Source organism: Zobellia sp. OII3 (assembly GCF_002211465.1).
In the GTDB taxonomy this organism is placed as follows: Bacteria; Bacteroidota; Bacteroidia; order Flavobacteriales; family Flavobacteriaceae; genus Zobellia; species Zobellia galactanivorans.
In genome coordinates, this window is sequence record NZ_MWRZ01000009.1 from 162,987 (window position 1) to 183,524 (window position 20,538).

Sequence of the window (20,538 nt, forward strand, 5' to 3'; positions counted from 1 at the left end):
AGCCCCTAAAATTATTTAGGGGCTTTTTTATTAGCGGTTCAATAGATACTGTTTGAGCTCGTCGTATTCCTTTATGGAAAGGGACTTCTTTTCTTTGTCCATTACCTGTTTGATCTGTTCGGGAATATCGACCGACCGACCGATGGTGTCTTCCACCACATCCAAAAATTTTACGGGATGTGCGGTCTCTAAAAAGATACCGTAACAATCGGGATGCGTTTCTTGGTATTTCTTCAGCCCTAAATAACCGACAGCCCCATGGGGGTCGGTAATATAGCCGCTTTTAGCGTATACTTTTTTCATGGTTTCCCTGGTTTCCGCATCGGAGAAGGCATACGAAGAGAGGTTTTTCTGTAACGCTTCAAAATTATCTTGGTACAAATGTCTGATGCGAATGAAATTACTTGGGTCGCCCACATCCATGGCATTTGAGATGGTTGGTGTAGAGGGTTTTGGGGTGTATTCCTTCGTTCTCATGAACTCGGGCACGGTGTCGTTAACATTGGTGGCGGCAATAAAGTGTTTTACGGGCATGCCTAGACGTTGGGCTACCATACCGGCACAGATGTTTCCGAAGTTACCGCTGGGGATGGAGAAAACGATTTCCTTTCCCTTTGCTTTCGCTTGTTTATAGGCAAACAGAAAATAGAACAATTGGGGCAGCCAGCGCGCCACATTGATGGAATTGGCCGATGTCAATTGCATTTTTTCCAGAAGGTCTCCGTCTAAGAAAGCGGTCTTTACCATTTTTTGACAGTCGTCAAAGGTGCCGTCTACTCTAAGGGCGGTTATATTCTGGCCCAAGGTGGTCAGCTGTCGTTCTTGAATATCGCTTACTTTTCCGTTCGGGTAGAGAATGACCACACGAACGCCTTCCACACCTAAAAAACCATTGGCAACGGCGCCACCGGTGTCACCTGAAGTGGCTACCAATACGGTTACATCTTGCTTTTCCCCTTCTGAAAAATAGCCAAGGCAATTGGCCATAAAGCGTGCGCCGACATCTTTAAAGGCCATGGTGGGACCGTGAAAAAGTTCTAAGGTCGATACGTTTTCCTCAATTTCAACTACCGGAAAGTCAAAGTCAAGGACCTTGGCAATAATTTCGCGGAGCCTGTCGTTGGGAATTTCATCGGATACAAATTGGTGAATGGCATTGAATGCAATTTCATGATCGGTCAAATCTTCGATATGTTCAAAGAAACGCGCGGGAAGGGGCTCTATCCGCTCAGGAAAATACAGTCCTTTATCGGGAGCGATTCCTTTGATTACCGCATCTTTAAACGAAACTTCGGGGGCTTTTTTATTTAGGCTATAAAAATTCATTACTGTAGGGTCTTTATTCCTTCACGGTTAATTTTAGAGACGTGAACATCGTAATCGATACCAATGTTCTTGTATACATTTTTCATGGCGGCCGCAACTTCGTTTGCCATAGCTTCACCTTTGCTGAACGCAAAAATAGAAGGCCCGGAACCCGATATGCCGCAACCTAGGGCACCTGCATTTAAAGCTTCGCTTTTTACTTGGTCAAAACCAGGAATCAATATGGAGCGGATGGGCTCGACGATATGGTCGACCAAGGAACGTCCGATGAGGTCGTAATCTTCAGTGAATAGGCCGGCTATGAGCCCGCCTACGTTGCCCCACTGCTTAATGCCGTCGGCCAAGGTGATATTGGTTTTCAGTATTTTTCGCGAATCAGATGTCTTTACTTCTATTTGTGGGTGGATTACCGTAGCGTACAATTCGGAAGGCGTGTGAATAGGTATAATGTCCAAGGGGGCGTAACTGCGCACCAGGGTAAAGCCTCCAAATAGGGCCGGGGCTACATTGTCGGCATGGGCGACGCCACTTGCCAACCGTTCGCCTTCCATAGAAAACTGAACCAGTTCAAGGGTAGAAAACGGCCTGCCCAATAGCTCGTTCATGGCCCAAACGGCCCCTGTTGAACTCGCTGCGCTGCTGCCGATTCCGCTTCCGGCCTTTATCTTTTTGTAGATTTCGATTTCAAATCCACCTTCGTAGTCGCCTTTTTCCAAAAGAGCCAAGCCTGCTACACCGGCCACATTGCGCTCAGTTTCCATGGGGAGGTCTTGGCCTTCTAATTTAGTGATCCTTAAGCCTTTTTCCGAGGTTTTTCGAACCACCATGGTATCGCCAACGTTATCTAGGGCCACACCGAGTACATCAAATCCGCAGGAGACATTGGCAATCGTTGCCGGACAGAATATTTTAATTTCTTCCATAATTAGAAATTTCCGATTCTAATGATATCGGCAAAAATGCCTGAGGCGGTAACGTCGGCCCCTGCACCGGCCCCTTTGATGATCATAGGCTGGTTAGGGTAGCGCTCCGTATAAAAAAGAACGATATTGTCACTGCCTTCCAAGTTGTAAAAGTCGTGTCCCTTAGGGATGGCCTGAAGGCCTACACTGGCTTTTCCGTTTTCGAATTGGGCCACATACTTTAATTTGCTATCGGCGTCTTGGGCCTCTTTGTACATCTTTTGAAAATCGTCTTCATGCTTGATCAACGAAGCGAAGAAATCTTCATTGTTCGTAGTGTCAAGGCTTTCTTGAGGTAAGAACGATTTGTTTTCAATATCGCCGATCTCTAATTGGTTTCCGCTTTCACGGGCCAAGATCAAGATTTTTCGCATCACATCAACACCGCTCAAATCTATCTTTGGATCCGGTTCGGTATAACCTTCTTGCTGGGCTTGTTTCACGATATCGTGAAAAGTGGTCTTGTCGTTGAAGTTGTTGAAAACAAAGTTCAGGCTTCCGGATAGAACCGCTTGTATCTTAAGGATTTTGTCGCCCGAGGCGATCAAATGTTTTAATGTATCTATAATCGGAAGTCCGGCCCCTACATTGGTCTCGAATAAGAAAGGGGCATTGTAGGTTCGCGCAAGCGACTTTAGTTCTTGGTAATTTTCATAGGCCGAAGAACAGGCGATCTTGTTACAGGTAACTACCGAAATGCTGTTGCCCAAATAGGCGTTGTAGGTTTTGGAAACCTCCTCGCTTGCCGTATTATCTACGAAAATGCTGTTGCGGTAATTGAGCTCGTTGACTTTTTTCATGAACTCGACCTTGTCGGCCTTTTGTCCGGCGGCCAGTTCCGCTTCCCAATTTTTAAGGGGAATACCGTTTTCGTCAAAAACCATGGTGCGCGAATTCGACATGCCAATGACGCGTATGTTCAATTTTAGGTTTTCTTTTAAAAACTTCTTTTGTTGGTAGATCTGCTTCAATAATTTAGATCCTACGTTACCCACACCCATTACGAAGAGGTTGAGCTGTTTGATGTTTTCTTCAAAAAATTCTTCGTGAAGGGCGTTGAGGGCTTTTTTAACGTCTTCTTTCTTGATAACGGCCGAAATGTTCCGCTCCGAAGCGCCCTGTGCAATGACACGTAGGTTTACGTTGTTCTTGCCTAAAGTGCTGAACATTTTACCGCTCAGGCCTTGATGGCTTTTCATATTGTCGCCGACCAGTGCTATGATGGCCAAATTTTTTTCCGCAATTACGGGCTTTATCTTTCCGCGTTCTATTTCGTATTCAAAAGCAGTATTCACCACTTCGGTGGCCCTGTCGATATCATCGGCCGAAACACCTACGCAGATAGAGTGTTCCGAAGACGCCTGGGTAATAAGCACTACGCTTATTTCTGATAGGGAAAGCACTTCAAAGAAGCGTTTTGATATACCGGGAATACCTACCATTCCAGGACCTTCAAGAGATAATAGGGCAATATTTTCTACATGGCTGATACCACGCACCGTCTTGCCTTTTTCGTTTTTGTTCTTGGTGATTAAGGTTCCGGAATTATCGGGTTCAAATGTATTTTTAATTACGATGGATATACCTTTGGCCAATACCGGTTGAATGGTTGGGGGGTATAAGACCTTGGCGCCAAAATGCGATAGCTCCATGGCTTCTTCGTACGATATGTGCGGAATGGCCTTGGCCTGTTTTACGATTTTTGGGTTGGCCGTAAACATACCGCTAACATCCGTCCATATTTCCAAGAACTCGGCATTGATGGCCGCAGCTACAATAGCGGCCGTATAATCTGAACCTCCACGGCCTAAGGTGGTAGAGTTGCCGTTTTCCGAGGAAGCGATAAAACCTCCCATAACAATGACTTGGTGGTCGTCTTTATCGAAGAACTTCACGCAGTTGTCATTGGTCAGGTCGAAATTGACCGCGGCCTTACCGTTTATGTCATTGGTCTTGATCAGTTCCCTGCTATCGATATAAGCGGAATTTAAATCCTCTTGAATAAAATATTCGTTGATGATATAAGATGATAGAAGTTCCCCGTAGCTTACGATCTTATCGGAAAGACGAGGAGTGATTTCCCCAATGAGAAAAGCACCTTCGAGTAGGGTTTCTAAAGTGTTGATTTCACTTTTGACCTTGCTTAGTACCTTGCTTTGGGCGCTTACGTGAATAAGTGACTTGGCCGTATCCAAGTGTCGGTCTTCGATTTCTTTTAAAATAGATTTATAACCTTGGTCTTGGGCAGAGGCTTGTTGTGCCGCATTGAGCAAGAGGTCGGTAACACCACCGAAAGCAGATACCACAACAATAGTTTTTTTGGCATCTGATTGGGATACGATATTTTTTACTAATGATATGTTGGAGGCGTTGGCTACGGATGTGCCGCCGAATTTTAAAACTTTCATGTTAGAGGAAATTAACTCTTAAAAATAGATTGGGTGCGAAATAACGCGATAACGAACTGATATGTTTTTGCCTACCCCAAAGGGGTGGTGGTGCCAAATGTGTTGATAGAACCATTGGTCGTGAAGAAAAGTTCAGTTGATATGTTTGCGATATGCTGGTACATTGTAAAAATGAAAGCATCAAAAGTAGTACTTTTGGACTCTTAATCAAATTTTTGTTGCTAGTTATTGGGCCATAATGTTAATTACTTACATTATTGAAAATTTTGTGAGATTTTCGCATAAAATTATAGCTATTGCATCATTGTTTGAGCGGCGAGCTAACAAGTGGAAACCATATACATACTTAACAACCAGATAATTCTACAATCGTATACATGAAAATTTTCTCAGCAAAACAAATCTATGAAGCCGATAAGGCTACGATAAAAAAGAACGGTATAAGCAGTGATGAATTGATGGAAGGCGTTGCCGTTCAACTTTTCAATTGGTTGCACTATAGAATTCAGGGTGCCCCGGTCAAAATTCACCTCTTCTGTGGTATCGGTAATAATGGAGGGGATGGTATTGCCTTAGCGAGGCACTTACTAGAACACGGTTATAATATTGAGGTGTACGTTGTGAATTATAGCAAGAAACGGTCCGATGATTTTTTAGTGAACCTAGACCGTTTGAAAGACCGGAAAGTATGGCCCGAGTTTTTGGAGGAAAGCTCCGTTTTGCCTGAAATAGGGCGGGATGATATTGTGGTGGATGCCATTTTTGGTATTGGCCTGAACCGTGCTCCCGATACTTGGGTGGTAAAATTGTTCGACCATATCCGGCAATCGGAAGCCTTTGTGCTTTCTGTTGATATTCCGTCAGGATTGTTCACCGATAAGGTGCCCCACGACGAAAATGCGGTGATAAGGGCGAACCATACCCTAAGTTTTCAAGTGCCGAAATTGGTGTTTTTCTTGCCTGAAACTGGTGTCTTTACCGAGCAATGGGAGGTTTTGGATATTGGTATTGATCCCGAATTCTTAACGAATACGGAAACGGATTATGAGTTGATAGGGAAGAACGAAATGCTTCCCGTCTATATCCCCAGGGAAAAATTTTCGCATAAGGGAAGTCATGGACACGGACTTATTGTCGGGGGAAGCTATGGTAAGGTCGGTGCGGTGCATTTGGCTTCTAAGGCATGTTTGTATGCAGGTAGCGGCTTGGTAACGGCCTATGTTCCCAAATGTGGCTATGTGCCCCTGCAGACGAATTTCCCCGAAGCCATGGTCATAACCGATGTCGATGAAGAAGTTATATCTAAAATCGAGTTTGATATTGACCCTACGGTAATCGGTATCGGTGTTGGAATGGGGAAAGATAAACGTAGTGTGCAGGCTCTCGATGATTTTTTGAATAGCAATAAAAAACCCTTGGTAATTGATGCCGATGCCTTGAACATACTTGCAGAAAACAGGCATTTGTTGGATAAAATCCCCGCGCAAAGCGTATTGACCCCCCATCCAAAAGAATTGGAAAGGTTGATCGGTACTTGGAAGGATGATTTTGATAAATTGGATAAGGCAAAAGCATTTTCAAAGAAATACGACTGTGTTTTGGTGATCAAAGGCTCGCATACCATTACCCTCTATGATGAAAAGGGATATATCAACACTACTGGGAACCCAGGTATGGGAACCGGTGGAACGGGGGACCTGTTGACCGGTATGGTAACGGGACTTATAGCTCAGGGATACAATCCGCTTAACGCCGCTGTTTTTGGGGTGTACCTACATGGAAGGGCAGGGGATATAGCCGTTGAAAAAACGGGATATCAGGCATTGACCGCTAGTGCGGTTGCCGAAAGTATCGGTGCGGCCTTTATCGACTTGTTTGCCGTACCTGAAAATAGGCCTCGCCCGAACGAAAACGATACGGCCCAGGAATAAGGAAATGTTTCATAGACATAAAAAAACTCAAGACTTTAAAAAATCTTGAGTTTTTTTATACCAATTGATAGGTGTACTATTTAGCTTTTGCGCGACGCTTTACCCAAGCTACCGCATTGTCATATTCAATAAAGAATTTCATGGGTTTTTTATAGAATAGCTTTTCGATCTTGAAATTATGCATGTCTATTTCCTTTACCGATACTATGGCAAATGCCTTCAGGTTGTCCAATTGACGTAGATACGTATATATAGTTGGGTCTACGGCATACGATTTTTTCCTTAGGCTGATGTAGCCGAAGTTTTTATCCCTGAAATGAATTTCTGAAATGCCTATGATTTGATATACTCTTTCTAAAGTGAGTGTAGCGCCTTCATCGAACAGCGAAACCATATGGTTTTCGTAAACTTGTATTTTTCCAACATCTAATTGATACTCCCTGACTATAACAGTCTTTTTTGGTCGCCTCACTTTCATTTTAAATTTATTATAATGTCCTGTGACGAATGTAGATGTATCGTTATCTATTGAGAAAAATAATAGATTAAAAGCGTAAATATCGTTTATAGTGCTGTTGTTGAAGCTTTATTGTACTGGGTTCTTGGGGTCTAATTCTTTGTAAAAGAAAAAAGGGAGCCCATATAATAGGCTCCCTTGATAGAATTTATGGCGGTAAAAATTAGGTATTCGAAGACTTTTCCGCTTTTTTGATTTCTATGGTAAGTTCCTCTTTTTTCTCGTCGAGGTCCATGATAATACTATCGCCATCTTCAAGTTTTGAGTTTACGATCTCTTCGGCCAGTGCATCTTCAATATATTTTTGAATAGCCCTTTTTAAAGGTCTGGCGCCATATTGTTTATCAAAACCCTTGTCGGCAATGTAGTCTTTGGCTTTATCGGTTAATTTTAAATCGTAGCCGATATCCTTAATTCTAGCAAAAAGCTTTTTAAGTTCAATATCTATGATTTTGTGGATGTCTTCTCTTTCAAGTGCATTAAATACGATCACATCGTCGATCCTGTTCAAGAATTCGGGTGCGAAGGCCTTTTTAAGGGCACCTTCTATAACACTCTTTTGGTGACTGTCTTCTTGGGACTTCATGGCCGATGTGCCGAAGCCGATACCTTGTCCGAAATCTTTTAGTTTTCTCGCGCCAATGTTTGAGGTCATAATGATAATAGAGTTTCTAAAATCAATTTTCCTGCCCAAACTATCGGTAAGGTAGCCGTCGTCTAGCACTTGTAGCAACATATTGAATACATCGGGATGTGCTTTTTCTACTTCATCTAGAAGAATAACGGAGTAAGGCTTGCGTCTTACCTTTTCGGTCAACTGACCGCCTTCTTCGTAGCCTACATATCCTGGAGGTGCTCCTACCAATCGGGAAATGGCGAATTTTTCCATGTATTCGCTCATATCGATACGGATCAAGGCATCTTCAGAGTCAAAAAGTTCCTTGGCCAGTACTTTGGCCAATTGGGTTTTGCCTACCCCGGTCTGACCTAGGAAGATGAACGAACCAATAGGCTTGTTCGGATCTTTCAGTCCGGCCCGGTTTCTTTGAATGGCCTTGGCTACTTTTGCTACCGCCTCGTCTTGACCGATTACGTTCGATTTGATCAAGTTGGGCAGTTCGGCAAGTTTGTTGCTTTCCGTTTGTGCAATTCGGTTTACGGGTATGCCGCTCATCATGGAAACCACGTCGGCCACATTGTCTTCCGTTACCGTTTCTTTATGAAGCTTACTGTCTTCTTCCCATTTTTCTTGAGCGGTAGCTAAGTCTTTTTCAAGACGTTTCTCGTCATCGCGCAATTTAGCGGCCTCTTCGTATTTCTGTTTTTTGACCACGCTGTTCTTTAGCTCGCGAACATCTTCAAGTTGTTTTTCGAGTTCAAGGATCTGCTTGGGTACATCCATGTTAACGATGTGGACGCGAGAACCTGCTTCGTCAAGGGCATCAATGGCCTTGTCCGGTAAGAATCGGTCCGTCATATAACGGTTCGTAAGCTTAACACAGGCTATGATAGCTTCGTCAGTGTAGTTTACGTTATGGTGGTCTTCGTATTTCCCTTTGATGTTGTGAAGAATTTCAATGGTTTCCTCAACCGTAGTCGGTTCAACGATTACCTTTTGAAACCGTCTTTCGAGCGCCCCGTCTTTTTCAATGTACTGTCGGTACTCATCTAGGGTAGTGGCACCTATACATTGGATTTCGCCTCGGGCCAATGCCGGTTTGAACATGTTGGAGGCATCTAAACTGCCCGTAGCACCACCTGCACCTACAATGGTGTGTATCTCGTCAATGAAAAGGATGACATCGTCATTCTTTTCAAGTTCGTTCATTACCGCCTTCATGCGCTCTTCGAACTGGCCACGGTATTTTGTGCCGGCTACCAAAGACGCCAGATCAAGGGTCACCACCCTTTTGTTGTATAGGATACGGGAAACCTTCTTGTTGATGATCCTTAAGGCCAAGCCTTCGGCAATGGCACTTTTACCGACACCGGGCTCTCCGATCAAAAGCGGGTTGTTTTTCTTTCTTCTACTTAGTATTTGGGAAACACGTTCAATTTCCTTGTCCCTTCCCACAACGGGGTCTAGCTTGTTTTCCTCGGCCATGAGTGTAAGGTCGCGGCCAAAGTTGTCCAGTACGGGGGTTTTTGATTTTTTGTTTCCTTTTGGTCCTGCCGTAGTGCCAAAACTTCCTTCTTTTCCTTCGTTGTCGTCGCTATCGCTCGGAAACGATTCGGAAGTTGGGGCGTCTACAATATCGTCGTCGCTTGTAATCATAAATTTAAACTGTTCCTTTACACCGTCGTAATCTACTTTCAACTTGTGAAGCAGTTTCGTGGTGGGGTCATTTTCGTTCCTTAGAATGCACAATAGCAAATGGGCCGTATTGATCGAGGAGCTCTGGAAAAGCTTGGCTTCTAAAAATGTGGTTTTTAGGGCACGCTCCGCCTGTCTCGTCAAGTGCAAGTTCTTTTTATCTTTTTGTAAGTTGTTCGGGTTTGGATTGGAGGGGCTGAGAATTTCGACCTTTCGCCTGAGGTGATCTAAATCCACCTCCATAGCGTCAAGAATGCTAATTGCCTTGCCGTTACCATCCCGCAAAAGCCCCAGCATCAAGTGCTCGGTACCAATGAAATCATGGCCCAACCGCAGCGCTTCTTCTTTGCTGTAAGCAATTACGTCTTTTACCCTCGGTGAAAAATTATCATCCATAAAATTATCCTTTCATCTATAAAATTAGTAAAACTATACCAATCTAACGCAAATAGTGTACCTAATATTAGAGAAAGTATTCTTAAATAAGAAAAAATGGGCAGGTCTTGGGGATAAGCGGTAAATCAAGCTGTAGGCTTGGGTCTTGTAAAAAGTGTTGATAAATTATTTAATAAAGAAGGCGGTATGTGCTTTAAAGGCTATCATTTTATGTATATTGGCATGTTTTTTTTAACTAAAATAATTCTAGGATTTAAAAATGGCAGAAGGAGAAAAATTGATTCCGATTAACATTGAAGAGGAAATGAAATCTGCTTACATCGACTACTCGATGTCGGTCATTGTGTCACGTGCTTTACCTGATGTCAGGGACGGTCTAAAACCGGTTCACAGAAGGGTTCTTTACGGGATGTACGAACTAGGGGTTCGTTCCTCTAGCGCACACAAAAAATCTGCGCGTATCGTGGGTGAGGTTCTGGGTAAGTACCACCCTCACGGTGATACATCGGTATATGACTCTATGGTGCGTATGGCCCAGGAGTGGAGTTTGCGTTACATGCTCGTAGATGGGCAGGGTAACTTTGGATCGGTAGATGGCGATAGCCCTGCGGCAATGCGTTATACCGAGGCCAGAATGCGAAAAATAGCCGATGACATGTTGGCGGATATCGATAAGGATACCGTCGACCATCAGTTGAACTTTGATGATTCTTTACAAGAGCCTACAGTGCTTCCTACGCGAGTGCCCAATCTTTTGGTGAACGGTGCTTCGGGTATTGCCGTAGGTATGGCTACCAATATGCCTCCCCACAACCTTTCGGAAGTGGTAGATGGTACGGTGGCCTATATTGAAAACAACGATATAGAGGTCGATGAGATCATGACCCATATCAAGGCCCCCGATTTTCCTACCGGTGGTGTCATTTACGGTTATGATGGGGTAAAGGAAGCCTTTCATACCGGAAGGGGAAGGATCAAGATCAGGGCCAAGGCCATTGTTGAAGAGGTTCAGGGTAGGGAGTGTATTATCGTAACCGAAATACCTTACCAGATCAACAAGGCCGATATGATCAAGAAAACGGCCGATTTGATCAACGAAAAGAAAATCGATGGAATATCGAGTATCCGTGATGAGTCCGATAGAAACGGAATGCGTATCGTTTATATTTTAAAACGTGATGCTATTCCTAATATCGTACTTAATACATTGTACAAATACACGGCATTGCAATCTTCCTTCAGTGTCAACAATATTGCACTGGTAAACGGTAGGCCTAGGTTGCTGAACGTAAAGGAAATGATCCATTATTTCGTCGAGCACCGTCACGAAGTGGTGGTAAGGCGAACCAAGTTTGAACTTAAAAAAGCGGAAGATCGTGCCCACATCTTAGAGGGCTTGATCATTGCTTCCGATAATATCGATGAGGTAATTGCCATTATCAGGGCATCGTCCAATGCGGATGAAGCCAGGACCAACCTGATGGAACGCTTTAAGCTGACCGAAATACAGGCAAAGGCAATCGTTGAAATGAGACTCCGTCAGTTAACGGGTCTTGAGCAGGATAAATTACGCTCCGAATACGAAGAAATTCTTGAGACCATAGCGGACCTTAAGGATATCTTGGCCAGAAAAGAGCGAAGAATGGAAATCATCAAAGAAGAACTTCTTGAGATAAAGGATAAGTATGGTGATGAGCGTCGTTCCGAAATCAATTTGGCCGGAGGGGATTTGAGTATCGAAGATATGATTCCTGATGAGCAAGTGGTTATTACCATTTCGCATGCCGGATATATTAAGAGAACACCCGTTTCCGAATATAAAACACAAAATAGGGGCGGTGTTGGTCAAAAGGCTTCCTCTACGAGGAATGAGGATTTCTTGGAATACCTCTTCGTGGGAACCAATCACCAATACATGCTCTTCTTTACCCAGAAAGGAAAATGTTTCTGGATGCGTGTCTATGAAATTCCGGAAGGAAGCAGGACTTCAAAAGGTAGGGCTATACAGAACCTTATCAATATAGAACAAGATGATAACGTCAAGGCCTTTATTTGTACACAAGACCTTAAGGACGAAGAATACGTAAACAGTCATTATGTGATCATGGCCACCAAGAAAGGTGTGGTCAAGAAAACGAGCTTGGAGCAATACTCGCGCCCACGACAAAATGGTATTAATGCTATCGGTATTCGTGAAGACGATGAGTTGCTAGAAGCAAAATTGACTACGGGAACCAGTCAGATCTTCCTTGGTTTGAAATCAGGTAAAGCCATCCGTTTTGAAGAAAGCAAGACTCGCCCAATGGGTAGAAATGCTTCAGGGGTGCGTGGTATTACCTTGGCAGACGATAAAGACGAGGTTATCGGTATGGTATCCGTACACGATATGGAAGACAATATCTTGGTCGTTTCCGAGAACGGTTACGGAAAACGGTCGAATATTGATGATTACCGAATCACCAACAGAGGTGGTAAGGGGGTCAAGACCATTTCCATTACGGAAAAAACCGGAGGCCTTGTAGCTATAAAGAACGTTTCAGATTCAGATGACCTAATGATCATTAACAAGTCGGGTATAGCCATTCGTATGAGTGTTGAAGACCTACGTGTTATGGGTAGGGCTACCCAAGGGGTGCGTCTCATCAACCTGAAGGGCAATGATTCCATTGCCGCCGTGGCCAAAGTAATGAAGGATGAAGATGACCTTTCGGAAAGCGATGTCCTTGATATCGACGTAGATGCAGAAGAAGGTGGCACGGCTCTTGATAATGATGGAGGGGGAGAAACAACAGAAGAATAGATTTGAACTATAATTATAACGCTAATACTTAATTAAATTGAAAATGAAACGTAGATTTTTAATAGTTGCGAGCCTTTGTTTTTGCATGGCGGGATTCGCACAGAAGAACGAAATAAAAGCAGCCGAAAAGGCGATGAAGGCCGGCGATGCAGCATCTGCTAAAAGTGCCCTTGAAGCGGTTTCTGGATCTATCTCCGGAGCCGATGTAAAATTACAGGCCCAATACTACTTCGTAAGTGGTAAGGCTTATGCCGATTTGGCTAAAAAAGGTGATGGCAGTGCTTTTCAAAAAGCGGCCGATGCCTTTCAAAAAGTCTTGAAGATCGAGGAAGAAAGCGGAAAGAAAAAATATTCTGCCGAAACCCAGCAGCATATGTCGGCCTTGAGTGCCGATTTGGTCAACTCTGCGGTTGAGGATAACGGTAACAAGAAATTCAAGGAAGCTGCCGAGAAATTGTATACCAGCTATAAAATTAGCCCTAAGGATACCTCTTACCTTTATTATGCGGCCAGTAGCGCTGTAAACGGAGGTCACTACGAAGAGGCCTTGAAGTATTACAACGAGCTTCAGGAGATAGGATACGATGGTAGCGGTGTTGTCTACAAAGCTACAAATGTAGAGACCGGTCAGGAAGAGGAAATGGACAAGACCCAGAGAGACCTAATGGTAAAATCTGGAACTTACAAAGATCCCAAAGATGAAAAAACACCATCTAAAAAGGCTGAAATCGTTAAAAACACCGCTTTGATCTATACTCAGTTGGGTCAAGACGATAAAGCATTGGAAGCTTACAAAGTGGCAAGGGCCAACGATCCCAAAGATGTGAACTTGATCTTGAACGAGGCCAACCTATACTACAAGATGGGTGATAAGGACAGGTTTAAGGAATTGATGGCCGAAGCGGCAGCTGTGGCTCCCGATAATCCAGATTTGCACTACAACATAGGTGTAATCAACATGGAGCAAGGTAACTTGGAAGAAGCAAGGGCTTCGTACAAAAAGGCATTGGAAATCAATCCTGGTTATACCAACGCTCAATTGAACCTTTCTACAACCTATGTAAACGAGGGTAACGGTCTTATCGATGAGATGAACTCATTGGGTAACTCTAAGAAGGATATCGCTCGTTACGACGAATTGAAAGAGAAAAAAGATCAGCTTTTTAAAGAAGGAGCTAACATCTTGGAAGACGCTTTAAAAACTAATCCTGATAACCAAGGTATTTTGACCCAATTGAAAAATATCTATGGAGCTATGGGTGACAATGAAAACTTCATGAGAATCAAAAAGATTCTTGGCGAGTAATCGTTGAAGCGATACAATATCTAAAATCCCCCAAGGAATTTCCTTGGGGGATTTTTTGTTTACAAAGTTTTCTTCGGAATGGGGAGTGTGTCGATTCATGTAACGGGAAGGGGGGTGAAATAGGATTAGGTTCGTTTTTATGGTCGATTCCTAAAATGGGGGAGAAGCAGGTATTTTAAGATAAAGGTTGTCTGTTAGACTTTTGTAATAACGACCTCTCGTTTTATGGAAAAGGTGTAATCCAGTAGATAGATCTTCATCGGTCGACCGATAGGGCTGTTGAAACTAGGAGGTGCAAAACCCCAAAGAGCGAAGAGGTTGTTCCTCTGAGGTAATTTCGCGCTAGAAAATCCGATTCTTTAGTATAGGAAAAGGCTAGATGATCTTTTTAATGACCCTTAGTTTGTGGGAGTAGCTACCGTTCTCCGCATTGAAAATTCCGGTGTGGTCGATACGGTCTATACGGACCTTTCCGTCTACGTGAATGATATAATTGTTTTCCATGATAATGCCTACATGGTAGATCTCGCCATCGGAATTGTCGAAAAACGCCAGATCGCCCGCTTCGGTTTCTTCGATAAAGCTTAGGGGGTTTCCTTGTTTGGCTTGCTGGTCGGCCTTTCGCAATAAGCGATAACCATTGATTTTATAGACCATTTGGGTAAACCCGGCCGCATCTATGCCGAAGGGGGTTTTTCCGCCCCAAAGATAAGGGGCGTTGAGGTAGAGCAAGGCGGTTTGTATGAGTTGGGTTTTGTCTTTTTGTTGACCGGTAGATTTACCGTCGAAGGTATGGGAGAGTACCGCGCAATTGCCGGTAGACGAACCAAGGATGACCGGTAGCAGCACTGAGTTTTCGGTTTCTACAAAGGAGATCAGGTCGGAACTGTAGCCTACCTTGTCTGAAGATTCTATATGGTTATAGGTCTCTTCCGAGATCAAGGTCATCTGATGATTGCTCACCCATCCTTCAAATTTATCAAAGGCCACACGAATGCGGCTCCATGCTTTTCTTCGTTCTAAGACTTTGAAGTGTTCGCCATAGACCAATTGTGAAACCATTTCTGAGGTTTCATCGGCATTTGCGCGAACGGAGACTATACTTAGGGGACAAATTCCGTATTGCATAAGACTGGTTGGTTCGGGTATGGATTATCGTTCTACGATTATTGCAGAAGCGCCACCTCCGCCATTACATATTGCGGCAGCCCCTATTTTGGCATTGTTTTGTTCCAAGACGTTGAGAAGTGTAACGAGAATACGTGCCCCTGAACAGCCCAATGGATGCCCTAGGGATACCGCTCCGCCGTTTACGTTCACCTTGTCGTCCGTGAGTCCCAATAACTTCATATTGGCCAGTCCGACCACTGAAAAGGCTTCGTTGAACTCGAAAAAGTCGATATCGTTGATCGATATACCCGATTTGGCGATGGCCTTCGGAAGGGCCTTTGCCGGTGCGGTGGTAAACCATTTGGGTTCTTGTGCGGCATCGGCATAGCTTTTTATGGTTGCCAAGGGTGTGAGTCCGAGTTCTTTTGCCTTGTCAGCACTCATGAGTACCAAGGCGGCGGCGCCGTCGTTTATCGTGGAAGCGTTCGCGGCGGTTACCGTACCATCTTTGGAGAAGGCGGGGCGTAAGGCCGGAATTTTGTCCATTCTAACATTCTTGAACTCTTCGTCCTCGGAAATAATTATAGGTTCCCCACGGCGTTGCGGTACTTCAACGGGAGTCACCTCGTTGTTGAATTTTCCGTTTTTCCATGCGTTTGCCGATCGTTCGTACGATTGTATGGCAAATTTATCTTGGTCTTCCCTAGAGAATTGGTATTCGGTTGCACAGGCGTCTGCACAGACTCCCATGGCCTGTTGGTCGTATGCGTCGACAAGACCGTCTTTTTGCATTCCGTCCTCTAGGGTCGCGGGACCGAATTTTTGACCGTTTCTCATATGAACGTAATGAGGTATAAGGCTCATGTTTTCCATTCCTCCGGCAACGGCAATGGAAATATCGCCCAAGGCGATTGCCTGAGCGGCCAGCATGACCGATTTCATACCTGAGGCACAGACTTTGTTGATGGTAGTGCAGGGTACCGAATCAGGAATGTCCGCAAAGATAGCGGCCTGTCGGGCAGGTGCTTGGCCCGTGCCTGCTTGAACTACATTGCCCATAAAAACTTCTTCTACCGAATTGGGGGCAAGATTTATTTTGGCGAGTGCCGCCTTGATGGCCACGGCGCCCAACTTAGGGGCCGGAATGGTCGATAACCCCCCCATAAAGCTGCCAATTGGAGTTCTTGAGGCAGATACAATAACTACATCGTTCATAATTATACAAGAATTTCTGTTTCGCAAAACTAAGAAATTAATAGGCAACGTTTTTCGTTGTTGCCAGAAAAGCCTTCGGTAAGTTTATTATTTTCTATTTTTGACTCATATACTAAGCTCATGCGCAAATTTTTGGACAAACTTTTTAAGAACCAATCCCTCCTGTATAAGTACTTTCTGTATTTGGTTTCGGTGGCATGTATTGTTTTTTTCTTTCCTAAGGGAGGAAAGTTCAAGTATGAGTTTCAAAAAGGAAAGCCGTGGCAGTATGAAAATCTCTACGCACCTTTTGATTTTTCCATACAGAAAAGTGCCGAGGATATTGAAAAGGAGAAAAACGAACTGTTGAACAACCAAATCGATTATTACCGATTTGATGAAACGGTAGAAGACACCGTCTTGAAGGTGTACAATAAAAAGTTCACTTCCGTATTCAATGAAGAAAGATATAGTGCAAGTGCCCGTGAAGCCTTGTATTCGGCGGGGAAGGATATTTTAAGGCGCTTGTACAAAACCGGTGTTTTGGAAAAGTTGAACGGAAAGGTGGAAAAACAACGCCTTTACCTGGTAAAAAACAATGAAGCCGAAAGTGTACCGCTCAATAGTCTGGTCCGGATAAAGAATTTACGGCCCGTATTGAAAAGAATACTTCGAGAGAAGGACCTTTCCATGTACGAACAGGAATATCAAGGCCTTTTTCTTGATTTGGTAAGGCCCAATGTGACATATGATAAAAACCTCTCGGAGAAGGCCCTGAACGAAGCCTTGTCGAATATCTCGCACACGCGGGGTACCGTAGATGAGGGGAAACTCATAATAGCTCGGGGTGAAGTGGTAGAGGCCGAGAACCTGAATATCTTAAACTCCCTGAAGACCGAGTACGAGTCTGAGTTATGGACTTCCAATAATTACTATTTTATTTTATTCGGATATACCGTGCTTGTAGCCTTGGTGCTGATGATGCTGTTTCTGTTTTTAAAGAAGTACAGAAGGGAGAATTTCGATAACAATACCAAGGTTACCTTTATATTCTTCAATATTCTTTTTATGGTCTTGGTCACGACCATGGTGGTCAAATATAACGAGGCCTATGTATTCGTGGTTCCGATATGTATTTTGCCCCTGATTCTCAAAACCTTTTTCGATGCCCGTTTAGGACTGTTCGTTCATGTCTTGACGGTGCTTATACTCGGTTTTGTGGTGCCCAATAGCTTTGAGTACATTTTTTTACAGATCATTGTTGGTATTGTTACCATTTTAACGGTATCGGAACTTTATAAGAGGGCCAATCTTTTTATATCGGTCGGTCAGATTACCCTGATCTACGTGGTGGGGTATTTGGCGTTCCACATTATACACGAAGGTAATTTAGACAATATACAGTGGTTTACTTTAGGACTTTTCTTTTTAAATGGAATGATCACCCTTTTTGTACAGCCTTTGATCTATGTGTACGAAAAGGTGTTTGGATTGGTTTCCGACGTTTCCCTATTAGAGTTGTCCGATACCAATTCGAAGTTGTTGAAAGAACTGTCGAACAAGGCGCCAGGTACGTTTCACCATTCTTTACAGGTAGCCAACCTAGCGGAAGCCGCAGCCAATGAAATTGGGGCGAATGCCATGTTGGTGAGGGTGGGGGCCCTCTACCATGATATAGGCAAAATGTTGCACCCTACCTATTTTACCGAAAACCAGATTACGAACGTGAATCCCCATGACGAACTTTCGCCCAAAGACAGTGGAAAAATTATAATCAACCATGTGATCGACGGTATTGAGTTGGCCAGGAAGAACAACTTGCCCGATCGGGTAATCGATTTTATCAGGTCTCACCACGGTACAACTTTGGTCTATTACTTTTTTAAGAAGCAACAAGAGCTAGAGGAAGACGTAGACGAATCTTTTTTCAGGTATCCTGGTCCTATACCCTTTTCAAAGGAAACGGCCATTCTGATGATGGCCGATTCGGTAGAGGCGGCATCAAAGAGTTTAAAAAACCCTACTTCGGGAATAATAGAAGAATTTGTAGATAAAATTATAGCGGGACAAATGGCCGCGGGACAATTTTTAAATGCCAATATCACCTTCAAGGAGATAGAAGCCATAAAAAAGATTTTTAAGCAGAAGTTGATCAATATTTATCACCTTCGAGTGGAATATCCTGAATAATAGGGTGGTATGACGGATTGAAAGTCCAGGTTTTTTTATTTTTGAAAGGAAGATAATGGTCGTGATAAAACTTCTTGAAAAAAATGTAAAAAATAGTTGCGATCTCGAATTCTAAGCGGTACATTTGCAACCGCAATTTTAGTCATGGAGACGTGCTAAAATAAGTTCTTTGAAGAAATTATTAGGAGAGGTGCCGGAGTGGTAACGGAGCAGATTGCTAATCTGTCGACGCGTAAGTGTCGCATGGGTTCGAGTCCCATTCTCTCCGCAATTTTCTTTGTAATAATAGATAACCGAATTATCGGGGTGTAGCGTAGCCCGGTTATCGCGCCTGCTTTGGGAGCAGGAGGTCGCAGGTTCGAATCCTGCCACCCCGACGAACCTAGAAATAGGTAGAAGTAAAAACACTGTTAATCAATTGATTAACAGTGTTTTTTTTATTTTTAGGGATATCAAAACAAAACAATTATACCCAAGGAACACGTCAACAATTCGGTTAACAAATTAATTTTTTAAAAAGTGTTGACCGAATTGTTGAAATTCCTCTGTGTAGGCTAAATAAATGTATCTTTAAGTGATTTGACTTTCGTCTGATAACAATATTTAATGTTAACAAAAAGACGAAATTATGAAAACATCTTCTTCATTCAGTATTCTGTTTTGGGTAAGCTTATCCAGAACAAAAACATTAAGGCATCTCTTTACGCAAGAATTACGGTAAATGGCGAACGAGCTACTATCAGTCTAAAACGAAAAGTTTTAGTGTCTGATTGGGATGTCCATAAAAACAGAGCTCGGGGAACAAACCAAAAATCCAGAATCCTCAACAGTTATTTAGATGAAACTTATAATCATCTATTTAAATGCTACCGTGATTTAATGAATGAGCATAAATTGATTACCGCACAGGTAGTTAAAGCTCGATACTTCGGTAATGACGAGAATAATCGCTCGATTATTGATATTATAAATTACCATAATGAGGATATGGTAAACAAATTAAAGTGGGGGACTCAAAAAAATTACTACACAACACAAAGTTATATCTCCAAATTTCTATCGAAATTCTATAAGACCACAGACCTTTATTTAAGGGAACTTGATTATCACTTTATCATTAAGTTCGAGAAATATCTTCGAGACTATGTACCAGAAGACCATCAAAAACCGATGGGCAATAATACCGTAATGAAGCATATAGAGCGTTTTAGAAAGATGATAAACTTATCGTTGAAATTGGGGTGGATTGAACGTGACCCATTTATCAACTTTAACGCAAAATTCATTAAAAATGAAAGAGGCTTCTTAAGTCTTGAAGAGCTTCAAGGGATAGAAAATAAACAGTTTAGCATTCACAGATTGGAATTGGTAAAGGATTTATTTGTATTTAGTTGCTATACCAGCTTAAGTTATATCGATGTTATCCAATTGACTGTGGATAATATCTGTATAGGAATAGATGGCGAACTTTGGATTTATTACAAACGGGAAAAAACGACAAAACCAATCCGAATACCTTTGTTGCCAAAAGCACTACAAGTTATTGAGAAATATAAGAGCAATCGAAAATCCATTCCGCAAGGAAGTATATTTCCAAAAATATCCAATCAAAAACTAAATTCTTATTTAAAAGAAATTGCTGACGTCTGTGGTATTAAAAAGAACCTCACTTTCCATATTGCTCGACATACGTTTGCCACAACGGTCACATTAAGTAATGGGATGCCCATTGAGACTGTTTCAAAACTGTTGGGTCATTCCCGAATATCCACAACTCAAATTTATGCAAAAGTCATTGAAAGAAAAGTTAGTTATGATATGCAAAAATTAAGAGCTCAATTCAATAAGATAGAAAATGAGCCTATCTCAAAAGCAGCATCACAAAATTCATAATTTCTTAAAGAAAAAAACAATGGAACTATCGATAATAAAAAGAAGTGATTTAAACTTTTTTTGGATCGAAAGATAGGGCTACGGACATTTGTGTTACCACACGCAAATACCATAGCCCATGTACAAAGTACTTGACAAAGATACCATAGAATTGGAGATAGTCCCACATATACCTTTACCGAAAAGGGGTT

The 20,538-nt window shown here is 42.8% G+C and carries 12 protein-coding genes and 2 tRNA genes; 7 read left to right on the forward strand and 7 right to left on the reverse strand.

All coding sequences use genetic code 11. From position 1 onward, the window contains the following. Positions 1-30: 30 nt before the first annotated feature. From thrC to thrA, 3 genes are read right to left on the reverse strand one after another with little or no spacing between them, the layout of a single operon-like run. Positions 31-1,326 carry a threonine synthase gene (gene thrC, locus B4Q04_RS19135; RefSeq protein WP_088697744.1) on the reverse strand — a complete coding sequence of 432 codons (1,296 nt, stop codon included), beginning with the start codon at positions 1,324-1,326 and terminating at the stop codon, positions 31-33. Then, positions 1,326-2,249 (reverse strand): homoserine kinase, encoded by a 924-nt coding sequence (locus tag B4Q04_RS19140; protein ID WP_088697745.1) that lies wholly within the window; start codon positions 2,247-2,249, stop codon positions 1,326-1,328. The genes thrC and B4Q04_RS19140 overlap by 1 nt, the downstream gene beginning before the upstream one ends. 2 nt (positions 2,250-2,251) lie before the next feature. Then, positions 2,252-4,696, reverse strand: coding sequence for a bifunctional aspartate kinase/homoserine dehydrogenase I (gene thrA / locus B4Q04_RS19145; RefSeq protein WP_088697746.1), 2,445 nt, complete (start codon positions 4,694-4,696; stop codon positions 2,252-2,254). A gap of 377 nt (positions 4,697-5,073) precedes the next feature. Between thrA and B4Q04_RS19150 the strand changes: the two genes are divergently transcribed. After that, positions 5,074-6,627: an NAD(P)H-hydrate dehydratase gene (locus B4Q04_RS19150; protein ID WP_088697747.1), complete on the forward strand. Its 1,554-nt coding sequence runs from the start codon at positions 5,074-5,076 to the stop codon at positions 6,625-6,627. 76 nt (positions 6,628-6,703) lie between these two features. Here B4Q04_RS19150 and B4Q04_RS19155 read toward each other — a convergent pair whose 3' ends face one another. Beyond that, complete coding sequence (locus tag B4Q04_RS19155; protein WP_013991853.1) at positions 6,704-7,105, reverse strand: hypothetical protein; 402 nt, start codon at positions 7,103-7,105, stop codon at positions 6,704-6,706. 202 nt (positions 7,106-7,307) lie between these two features. Further along, positions 7,308-9,854, reverse strand: coding sequence for an ATP-dependent Clp protease ATP-binding subunit (locus tag B4Q04_RS19160; protein ID WP_013991852.1), 2,547 nt, complete (start codon positions 9,852-9,854; stop codon positions 7,308-7,310). A 259-nt stretch (positions 9,855-10,113) separates the two neighbouring features. On the opposite strand from B4Q04_RS19160, the gene gyrA reads away from it, so the two are divergent. Then, positions 10,114-12,654, forward strand: coding sequence for a DNA gyrase subunit A (gene gyrA / locus B4Q04_RS19165; RefSeq protein WP_013991851.1), 2,541 nt, complete (start codon positions 10,114-10,116; stop codon positions 12,652-12,654). Between the two features lie 43 nt (positions 12,655-12,697). Continuing rightward, entirely contained in the window at positions 12,698-13,960 is a 1,263-nt protein-coding gene (locus tag B4Q04_RS19170; RefSeq protein WP_013991850.1) for a tetratricopeptide repeat protein, read from the forward strand. Between the two features lie 375 nt (positions 13,961-14,335). Here the strand turns inward: B4Q04_RS19170 and B4Q04_RS19175 are convergent, their stop codons facing one another. Then, positions 14,336-15,088 carry a C40 family peptidase gene (locus tag B4Q04_RS19175; protein WP_013991849.1) on the reverse strand — a complete coding sequence of 251 codons (753 nt, stop codon included), beginning with the start codon at positions 15,086-15,088 and terminating at the stop codon, positions 14,336-14,338. A gap of 24 nt (positions 15,089-15,112) precedes the next feature. Next, on the reverse strand, positions 15,113-16,285 hold the full coding sequence (locus B4Q04_RS19180) for an acetyl-CoA C-acyltransferase (protein WP_088697748.1): 1,173 nt from the start codon (positions 16,283-16,285) through the stop codon (positions 15,113-15,115). Positions 16,286-16,405: 120 nt separating this feature from the next. Between B4Q04_RS19180 and B4Q04_RS19185 the strand changes: the two genes are divergently transcribed. From B4Q04_RS19185 to B4Q04_RS19200, 4 genes are all read left to right on the forward strand, one after another. Then, on the forward strand, positions 16,406-18,454 hold the full coding sequence (locus B4Q04_RS19185; RefSeq protein WP_013991847.1) for an HD family phosphohydrolase: 2,049 nt from the start codon (positions 16,406-16,408) through the stop codon (positions 18,452-18,454). Between the two features lie 184 nt (positions 18,455-18,638). Beyond that, positions 18,639-18,722, forward strand: a tRNA-Ser gene (locus B4Q04_RS19190). A 34-nt stretch (positions 18,723-18,756) separates the two neighbouring features. Then, positions 18,757-18,831, forward strand: a tRNA-Pro gene (locus B4Q04_RS19195). Positions 18,832-19,060: 229 nt separating this feature from the next. After that, complete coding sequence (locus B4Q04_RS19200) at positions 19,061-20,347, forward strand: site-specific integrase (RefSeq protein ID WP_088697749.1); 1,287 nt, start codon at positions 19,061-19,063, stop codon at positions 20,345-20,347. The last annotated feature ends 191 nt before the right edge of the window (positions 20,348-20,538 follow it).